2 protein-coding genes are annotated in these 1,988 nt (G+C 38.7%); both read right to left on the bottom strand.

Annotated elements, in window-relative coordinates:
• Positions 1 to 83: 83 nt before the first annotated feature.
• On the bottom strand, positions 84 to 1,088 hold the full coding sequence (locus JCM21738_RS21650; RefSeq protein WP_243463124.1) for a M23 family metallopeptidase: 1,005 nt from the start codon (positions 1,086 to 1,088) through the stop codon (positions 84 to 86).
• A gap of 68 nt (positions 1,089 to 1,156) precedes the next feature.
• Positions 1,157 to 1,561, bottom strand: a complete 405-nt coding sequence (locus JCM21738_RS26405; RefSeq protein ID WP_243463123.1) for a hypothetical protein — start codon at positions 1,559 to 1,561, stop codon at positions 1,157 to 1,159.
• Positions 1,562 to 1,988 lie beyond the last annotated feature (427 nt).

Genomic DNA, 1,988 nt, shown 5'->3' with positions numbered 1-1,988 from the left:
ATTTTATAATTTCCAATAATTTCCTATTAAATGAAAAAAGTCTCTAGTTTTGACTAGAGACTTTTTTTGGAATGTATTCACTTTCAATTTAGTTTAGAAAGTGGATCGATAATCTTGCCATTTTGATATACTTCAAAATGAAGATGGATTCCAGTTGAATTACCTGTTCTCCCCATGATACCAATACTTGAACCACGGGAAACTGTCTGGCCAACGCTTACTGAAATAGAAGCAAGGTGTGCATACATTGTGCGGTAGCCGTTATTGTGGTCGATAATGATTTTATTGCCATATCCATCGCCCTTGTTGCCAGCATATACTACATTCCCATTATCAGCAGCTTTGATTGTATAATTGCTCGGCCTAGCGATATCAATTCCTTTATGCATCCTGCTCCAGCGGTATCCCTGGCGGCTGGATACATATCCGCCGTTTGTCGGCCACACGAAAGTACCATCTCCGCGTGAAGGAACCATTTTTGTTCCTTTGACGATAATTTCCTTAACAGGTTCTTTAAGTACAGTTTCTTTGATGACTTCCTTTTTGATCACCCTTCCATTTTGTTCAGTCAGTGAGGAGGTGACGCCCTTCATACCAACCTGGCCTTCCTGTTTCGTTTTCGTATCGCCCTTGAACATGTTAGAGTCTTCAATGACTTCCTTTTCGTAAGCCATTTCTTCCTCAGCATAAACCTGGCGATCGACTACGACCTCAACAAAAGGTCTTAAGACTGTTACATTCAATTCCCGGCCTGGTTTTAGGACAGCGTCTTCAGTAAGACCTTCGTTTAAGATAAGCAATTCAGCAAGCGTCAGATTGTGAGCATTTGCGATGCTCCCCAATACATCCCCTTCTTTAACCTGATATTTCTTTTCTTCTAGAGTACCCTTTTTCAGGAGCTGGACAGCTTCCTGTACTGAAAGCACTTCTTGAGGATCAACTTTTTCTTCTGATTGTGAAACTTCTTTTGTGAGTTTAACGTCTAATATACGAGTTTCATTATCTTTCACTTCGGGTACTGGTAGATTAGGAGATTCTTTTCTACTCTCCACCTCGGCTAATTCTTCTTCAGTAACGTGTTCGAGCATTAGTGTCCTTAGGACTTCATTTGCTGCTTCTTGATCTTTTACATAAGCAACATGCTTATCACCGATTACTAGGCCGACGCTTCAGCCTGGACAGCCATCTCATCTTTAAGTACATTTAATACTTCACTTGTATTTACATTGGCAGCTGAGCTGAACACCTGCTCAGGAATAAAAGATACGTCTAACGCAAGCTCAACATCGAGATCCGCATATTCCTTCTTGACGGATGTCAACTTATCTTCTACGAGTTGTTCTACTTGCGATTTATCTGTTACGGTTCCTACAAATTTATTGTTTACATAAACATGATACATGGTTGTTATTTCAGAATCCGCCGCAAGTGCAGCATTTCCTGCACCGAAAGACAATGCAGCTACTGTTACCGCAGCCATGATTGACTTTTTTATTGCTGGCTTCATCTCTCTAGATGTTTTGCCGGCAAGATTGGACAGCCTATGTTTTAAATTATTCATCCTGATCCTCCTACAACGGTCAAACACTATTAGTCTAGTTCTAAATAACTATTATCTGATAATTGTACCTTTATACTTTACCATATAATGTATCGTTAGGAAGACTAGTCTTCATTATGTAACAAAAATGTATAATAGCTGACATTTTATTACGATATTTGTCAGTTTAATGGAATTTAATATCAGAACATTTTCCTGTCCTCTTCTTTAAAAATGAGCGGAAAACCTAGTAATATCAAGCTATTCTCCTACTTTTGGATCATTAATATTGAACAATGTTGTTAATAGCAACATAAACATGTTAAAAATAGGAAGTTTATCGTTATGTTACATAAATGTAACAAAAAAGAGAGCATGTCATATGACACGCTCCCTTTTTTAATGGCTCAGGACGGAATCGAACCGCCGACACAAGGATTTTCAGTCC

It is taken from the genome of Mesobacillus boroniphilus JCM 21738 (assembly GCF_000517385.1).
GTDB lineage: Bacteria > Bacillota > Bacilli > Bacillales > Cytobacillaceae > Mesobacillus > Mesobacillus boroniphilus.
The sequence above is the reverse complement of the archived record's forward strand: the minus strand, read 5'-3'. Positions and strand labels throughout refer to the sequence as shown.